Genomic DNA, 6,992 nt, shown 5'->3' on the forward strand with positions numbered 1-6,992 from the left:
GCCATATCAATCCCCTCGGTTATAAGGTTGATTCGGAGATATTCGCTGGCAGAGGTGTCATCTATGAGAAGCCCTGCCAGCGGGGAGAAACCCTAGATAGGTAGTTCAAATAAATGCAGCATCTACTTAGACTGGTTTCGTAACCGCTCAATAATCCGGGGTAAATCGCTCAGTGACAAGGCTCAAATGGCGTAAACTCGTTCCTGAACTGGTAGTTCGCCCCGATTTATTGAGCGGATACCTGGTTTCTTGGTCTAGACACTGCCTAAATAGCTATCACTAGCATAGGGCAAACGCATCTTATTTGCTACTAAAAACTAAGAGAGGAATGGCACTAAGAAAAGCTGAAACACTTGCGGTTTAAGCAGTTTGCAATTGGTTGCGTAATTCATGCCGTGGTTTGGTCATTAAGGGGTAGGCTTTCGGACGACGTTTACGAACTCATGGTTCGTTTCTAGCAGGACGGTCAGGAACAGCCTTGTGAGCAATAACTTTGAGTTGCATTGCGATAAATTTTAAGACGTTTTGTTGAAGTTGCAGCTAATAATTCGGGAATAAAGTTATCTAAATGATGGCGAGTACCTTTAGTTTTTCTACTTCCAGATGTGTAACTTGTAAACTCACTGCTGCTGGGTTATTTTTTCATGCTTTAGTCTAAACTCCAGTAAAATAAATCTTAATTGAATTATTAGATTTATAAATCCCGAACTAACTCTAGCTCATATATTTTTCAATATGGTGTAGTGTTTCGCCTAAAATTAGGAATTACGTAAAGCCTGCGGCATAGCTTTGCTTAGAGCGTAGCGGGGCGTAGCCCATTACGAATTACGAAGATTGACGTATTTGATCCAAACTTCGGTTGAGCCAGTCTTCATACCAATCATAAAAACTTAAAGGCTGCTCCTCATTGCTATTTGGATAAGAATCATCAGGGTTAATGTCATGGAAAGCATGACAAAAACTCAAACAAGCAGGATATATCCCATTATCATTAGTACGGTCATCTATCCAGATTTTTCCTGACTGCTCCCCAGTAACGACTAACATCGCATAAATTCCACAACCATAATTTGTAATGGTAAGAGTACCCTGGATAAATTTATTGTCGAAGTAGTCATCATTGTTGGTAACCAAAGCTGTATTATTCTTGACAATTAAATCCAAATCATTCCATGCTTCTGTTAAAGGAAATGGTTTAGAGAGAATTTCGTAGTTCTCAGGGTATAGTTTTTCTGGGATGACATCTTCAGATTCAATTGCCGATAGTCCAGATAAGCCGTATCCTGGTCCTGCACCACCATTACCAATTTCTAAGAGAAAGTTTCGATATTCACTTGGTAGCGTAATATTATATCTAGATTCAAACACTTGAATATCTTTGTTACTCAAGCAAGGTTTAAATTGATATTGGTGTGATTCTGAGCCAAAAACCTCAAATGTAGCGTCTAAAATAGCTAATTGAGTTAACTTTTTCTTTAATTGCAAAACTTTATCCATTATGCGCTCTAAATATTGATGGGGGCGCTGCCATACTTTAGATATGGGTCGCTTTTTGCGTCTATGCTGATGCCAAAGCCAGAGGTAGTATTAAGGGAAGAATGAATTAAGCTTTGCTCGTAATGACTCTGGCTGAAACTCCAAACTACAAAAATTCTAGCAATCCTTTTCTCTCCCTCAACTATGAAAGCGCCTTGGAATCTCTAGGCGGTGACTACTACGACGAGGTTGCAGCAGAGGAATTTCCTCAACACCTCCTGCGTTGGCGTAACGATGCACTACTACCCCGCTTGGGTTTAGACCCCCAATTAGTCAAAGACGAAGATTTTATCACAGCTTTTGGCAAATTTCAGGGGCGTAAACCCTTGTTGGCATTACGTTACCACGGCTATCAATTTGGTGAATATAACAGACAGTTAGGTGATGGTAGAGGCTTCCTCTACGGGCAAGTACGCGCCACTGATGGCGAATTGTACGATTTTGGCACGAAAGGTTCTGGAAGAACGCCTTACTCCCGTGGTGGCGATGGTATGCTAACGCTCAAAGGTGGGGTGCGGGAAGTTCTGGCTGCGGAAGCACTACATAACTTAGGTGTACGTACCTCGCGCTGTCTGAGCATGATTGAAACAGGTTTACCGCTCTGGCGGGGCGATGAACCTTCGCCTACCCGCTCATGTGTGATGATTAGAATGAGCAGTTCTCATATTAGGTTTGGCACTTTTGAGCGACTGCATTATTTCCAGCGTCCAGATTTAACTAAGAAGTTATTAGACCACGTAATTGAGCAGTATTATCGACACTTAAATGCTGAACAAAATAAATATGTCTTGTTTTACGCCGAATTAGTGAAACGAGTTGCAGAACTAGTAGCGCAGTGGATGGCGGCTGGCTTTTGTCATGCAGTCCTAAATACTGACAATATGTCGATTACGGGAGAGAGTTTTGACTATGGGCCTTACGCGTTTATCCCGACTTATAACCCATCCTTTATAGCTGCATATTTTGACTATTATGGACGCTATTGTTACGGTAATCAACCAAGTATTTGTCAGTTGAATTTACAAATGCTTCAGGAACCTTTAAAGGCGATTATCGATAAAGACGAAATGGAAGCTGGATTAGCAATGTTTGATGAATATTATCAAGCTGAATACAGTTCTTTGATGTTGAAAAAGTTAGGTTTTGAGGATTTATTACATCCAGAAGCTGGGGAACTGTTGAATCTAACGATTGAATTTTTGAAAGAGAGCCAAGTTGGTTATCACCAATTCTTTTATGAGATGGCTCGGACTTTTTCATCGAAATGGCGAGATGATCCAGGTTTTGTGATGAATAGTTCAGATATTGTGCCAGTACCGGGTGCGTCTGGAGTTTTTGATGATTGGTGCATACTGTACCATAAAATTTTGAATGATTTGGAGAGCAATTGCATCGATGTAATTGCTCAAACTCTAGCTGTTCATAATCCTAAAACGGCATTATTAAGACCTGTGATTGAATCTATTTGGGAACCAATTGCTCAGGAAGATAATTGGCAACCTTTTTATAAATTAATTAATGCAATTCAATCTAGGGGATAGTCAAAGTTAAATAGTCGTGTTTACAGACATCCCGCCCGGAACTGAAGTTCCAGGCTGATAGCTTAAGTCCACTCAAGTGGACTAAAATCATCTATTCAGTCCGCTTTAGAGGACTTTAGCTATTAGCCTTGGAATTCTATTCCGAGGTGGGATAGCAACGAAGCGAGGATTGTTTAGATGTGGGTAATAAGCTAATGAGTATTTAATCTGGCTAACTAAACTGCTGGGCATAAAACCGCGCATAGCGACGCTCTAGGGCTAATAATTCTTCATGGGTTCCCGATTCGACAATTTGTCCCTGTTCGAGAATTAAAATACGATCGCACCTCCTAACTGTTGATAAACGGTGGGCAATAATAAACACTGTGCGTTTTTCCATCAATCTTTCTAGCGCTTCCTGTACCAACGCTTCTGATTCAGAATCTAAGGCTGATGTCGCTTCATCGAGAATCAAGATTTGGGGATTGAGCAGAACAGCACGAGCGATCGCAATTCTTTGTCTTTGTCCACCAGATAAGTTTACCCCACGTTCACCCACCCAAGTCTGATAACCTTCTGGCAATTGGCTAATAAACTGATGGGCATTAGCAATTTTAGCTGCCTCTTTAACTGCTTTTATGTCAAAAACATCTTGTCCAAAGGCGATATTTTGGGCAATTGTCCCGGAAAACATGATGGTTTCTTGAGGAACAATCCCAATTTGTCGCCGCAAACTATGCAGCTTGACATCTCGAATATCAGCACCGTCAATTAATATTTGACCAACTTCTGGGTCGTAAAAACGGGGGAGAAGATTGACAAATGTGGTTTTACCAGCACCAGAAGCACCCACAAGAGCGATCGCTTCACCTGGCGATACCAATAAATTGATATCTTTTAATACAGGTTCACCTGGTTTATAGGCGAAGGAAATATAACGATATTCTACTTTGCCCTTGACTGGGGGTAGAGCGATCGCATTTGCTTTTTCGATCACCGTCGGCTGAATTGCCATCAATTCAAAAACGCGGTCAACAGATGCTTCACCCTGCTTAAATTCGTTGTAGTTGTTAGTAGTATGACCAATGGGATCAATTAACAGCGCCGCCGCCGCCAGATAACTGAAAAAACTGGCCACTGTTAAGTTACCTTGGGAAATTTGCCACGCTCCCACAATCAGTAACAATAACGCACTTAAGGCTTCCAGAAATCCGACGATGGGAATCTGAATTGCTTTGAGGCGTTCGGCTGAGTATTTGGCTTTGAGACTGCGTTCTGCTTCATGGCCAAAGCGGGCAATTTCGTAATTTTCGGCAGCAAAAGCCTGTACCAAACGAATACCGTTGAAAACTTCCGCGAGGATGGCTGATAAACCCGACACGCGATTTTGACTTTTTAAGGAATATTTGCCCAAGCGTTCACCAAACCAGCCAACTAAAATACCCATTAGCGGTGCAACTATGACTGTTGCGAGTGTCAGTTGCCAATTCAGGTAAATCATGTAAATCGGAATTGCTAGCAACTGCAAAATGCAGGGGATAAAGTCGTGAAATACTTTATTTACCACTTCGCCAACCCGGTCAACATCTTCGGTGAGGCGGTAAGATAAATCACCTGCTTTTGCCGTTTCAAAATAGCTGAGATTTAGCTTTTGGAGATGTACGTAGACTTGCTGGCGGAGATGAAAAGCAACTCTTAAAGCAGCTTTAGCCATGTACATATCTTGTATAGACTGAAACAATCCTCGGACAAGAAAGACTAAGGCACAGCTACCAGTTATTTGAGCGATCGCTACTACATTACCTTGGGCAAAGGGAATTGCCAATTTCCCGGCAAGATTGATTAAAACTAATGTTGCCAGCACGTATCCCAATATACCAATAAATCCCTTGGTGAGGGTTTGCCACTGGAGTCGGATATAAGGCAGCAGTTGCCAGTAATTAGAACGGGTTTTCAAGCTGTAACGTCCACAACGATATTTTCCTTTGTTTGACGCTAGCAGTTTTTGGTGAGTTTCTGAACACTTAACTAATTAGTTACAAACTGTTTTAGCGTTTATCGTAGAGTTGATTAGTTTATAAGTACTAGATATAGCAATCCTAAATCATTCGTGAAAAAAATCTGTTGCCTATTGCCTATTCCCTATTGCCTACCTCCAGACTAATTTCACAACTCAAATAGGATTGCTATAGATCCATTTAATTGCGGTGTGATAGTTATGGGTGTGGAATCCCGGATTTAATCTTGTTTTGAATATCGCACCGCCCTCATCACCAACGCCGTCACAGGTAAAATAGATGTGCGCCAAGTCCCCATCCGCTAACCCCAGAACCCACCATGACACAAATCACCCTTTCCGATCTCCCCGAAACCATCCAAACCCTACTCAACCAAGCCCAAAAAACAGGCGAACCCCTCACTATTACCCAAAACGGTATTCCCTTCGCCATCATTTCCCCCATCAAGAAAAAATCCCTCCTGGAAACCCTTTCCACCCTTGAACCACTGGACGAAGACTTTGCCGACGTGGACGAAGGATTATTACCCTTAGATGATATTGAGTTTTCAAAATGAGTTATTTATACTTGTTAGATACAAACATCATTTCCGAACTAATTAAAAACCCCAGAGGAGTGGTATTTTCAAAAATTCAAGATGTCGGAGAAGACAAAATTTGTACAAGTATTATAGTAGCTTGTGAATCAAGATTTGGAGCTAGAAAGAAGAACTCCCAAAAGCTCATAGAAAAACTTGAAATAATTTTGGATAGTATTGAAATACTACCCCTAACTCATCCTGTAGAGCAATATTACGCAGAAATCCGCACTGATTTAGAACAACAAGGTAAACCGATTGGAGCTAATGACTTATTAATTGCTGCCCATTCTTTAACCCTTGGTCTAACTCTCGTTACCGCCAATATTCGTGAATTTTCCCGTGTTCCTAATTTAAAAGTAGAAAACTGGCTCGAACCTCGCTAAAAGCAGAAATATCTAAAAAATTAGCCCTCTCCTTGTTAAGTAAGGAAAAGGCTGAATTAATCTTAAAATACTTCCTAATTTTCCAATTGAATTACGAATTACGAATTAATATCCGCCTTCTTCTTCGTATTCTGGCTGTCTTTCCTTGACTTTCTTGGGAATATTCACGGGCTTGGGCGCATCTTCCCAAGCATCGCCTTCTACGTCGTCATAATCATCGTATTCGTCAACATAAGGCTTGCTGTAGGGCTGGGCTTCATACTTTAGCGGCTGCGGTTGTTGATACCTGTCGCTGCCTGTTGCCTCGCTCCAGTTATCTTCTTCCTCGTCTTCTTCGTATTGAATAGATTCATACTGCCGCGCCTTCATTACCTGACGCTGTGGCCTTTCTTCTTCCACATAGTCTTCTGTCCATTCCTCTTCCCGCGCTACGGGTTCGGGGGCGCGAACTTTTTGCCTGGGTGGCTGCAATGGCACTCCACTAGGTAGTTGATTGGCTGGTGCAACTTGGCGCGGTGGAGTATAGCCGTATTCTTCTTCTATATCTCGCTCCCAAGGTGCTTTGCCGATACCCAGACGCTCTAGTAAACCAACTGTCAACTGGTTTACTCGTTCTTCGGCTCCCTCAAACACAATCAACCGATTGGGGCCTGTGCTGACAATTTCATCTACTGAAAACTCGTAAGTACTCAGAAATTGATCGGGAATTTGGGGCAATCCTAAAGAAGCAATAACTATGGAGTTAAGCTTGCCGGTTTCGCCGTTGAACTTGAAGCCCCGAACTTTGCCTAAGACTTCGCCTGTTTCTGTAATTACTTCCCAGTTAATCAGATTACTGAGAGATTCAACTTCGATATCTTCTATTACATCTTCGTTATCAACCAGGATGACATCACCAATCTGGCTGATGTTGTTGAGGTACATATAGCGCGGTATGCCCGAAATAGAGATCAGG

At 41.9% G+C, this 6,992-nt stretch carries 7 protein-coding genes; 3 read left to right on the forward strand and 4 right to left on the reverse strand.

Annotated features, from left to right (window positions below):
- Positions 1-825: 825 nt before the first annotated feature.
- Positions 826-1,497: an SMI1/KNR4 family protein gene (locus LC574_RS18950; protein ID WP_229454939.1), complete on the reverse strand. Its 672-nt coding sequence runs from the start codon at positions 1,495-1,497 to the stop codon at positions 826-828.
- A 122-nt stretch (positions 1,498-1,619) separates the two neighbouring features.
- On the opposite strand from LC574_RS18950, the gene LC574_RS18955 reads away from it, so the two are divergent.
- A complete protein-coding gene (locus LC574_RS18955) occupies positions 1,620-3,077 on the forward strand; it encodes a YdiU family protein (RefSeq protein ID WP_229454940.1) in 1,458 nt (485 codons plus the stop codon).
- 211 nt (positions 3,078-3,288) lie between these two features.
- Here LC574_RS18955 and LC574_RS18960 read toward each other — a convergent pair whose 3' ends face one another.
- The gene (locus LC574_RS18960; RefSeq protein WP_229454941.1) at positions 3,289-5,013 is read right to left on the reverse strand and encodes an ABC transporter ATP-binding protein; all 1,725 of its coding nucleotides are present in this window, start codon (positions 5,011-5,013) and stop codon (positions 3,289-3,291) included.
- A 216-nt stretch (positions 5,014-5,229) separates the two neighbouring features.
- Positions 5,230-5,400, reverse strand: coding sequence for a hypothetical protein (locus tag LC574_RS18965; protein ID WP_229454942.1), 171 nt, complete (start codon positions 5,398-5,400; stop codon positions 5,230-5,232).
- On the opposite strand from LC574_RS18965, the gene LC574_RS18970 reads away from it, so the two are divergent.
- Positions 5,394-5,630, forward strand: coding sequence for a type II toxin-antitoxin system Phd/YefM family antitoxin (locus LC574_RS18970; RefSeq protein WP_118167264.1), 237 nt, complete (start codon positions 5,394-5,396; stop codon positions 5,628-5,630). The two genes, LC574_RS18965 and LC574_RS18970, sit on opposite strands and share 7 nt — an antisense overlap.
- Entirely contained in the window at positions 5,627-6,037 is a 411-nt protein-coding gene (locus tag LC574_RS18975; protein ID WP_229454943.1) for a type II toxin-antitoxin system VapC family toxin, read from the forward strand. Before LC574_RS18970 ends, LC574_RS18975 begins: the two co-directional genes overlap by 4 nt.
- Positions 6,038-6,142: 105 nt before the next feature.
- Here LC574_RS18975 and LC574_RS18980 read toward each other — a convergent pair.
- The coding region (locus tag LC574_RS18980) for a PRC-barrel domain-containing protein (protein ID WP_229454944.1) at positions 6,143-6,992 on the reverse strand (850 nt) is incomplete at its 5' end.

The sequence above is a fragment of the Nostoc sp. CHAB 5715 genome (assembly GCF_020829685.1).
Classification (GTDB): Bacteria; Cyanobacteriota; Cyanobacteriia; order Cyanobacteriales; family Nostocaceae; genus Nostoc.

Bases quoted from the DNA above. Each gene is read 5' to 3' on its own strand.
- LC574_RS18950 (WP_229454939.1), bottom strand. From the start codon at position 1,497: ATGGATAAAGTTTTGCAATTAAAGAAAAAGTTAACTCAATTAGCTATT.
- LC574_RS18955 (WP_229454940.1), top strand. From the start codon at position 1,620: ATGACTCTGGCTGAAACTCCAAACTACAAAAATTCTAGCAATCCTTTT.
- LC574_RS18970 (WP_118167264.1), top strand. From the start codon at position 5,394: ATGACACAAATCACCCTTTCCGATCTCCCCGAAACCATCCAAACCCTA.
- LC574_RS18975 (WP_229454943.1), top strand. From the start codon at position 5,627: ATGAGTTATTTATACTTGTTAGATACAAACATCATTTCCGAACTAATT.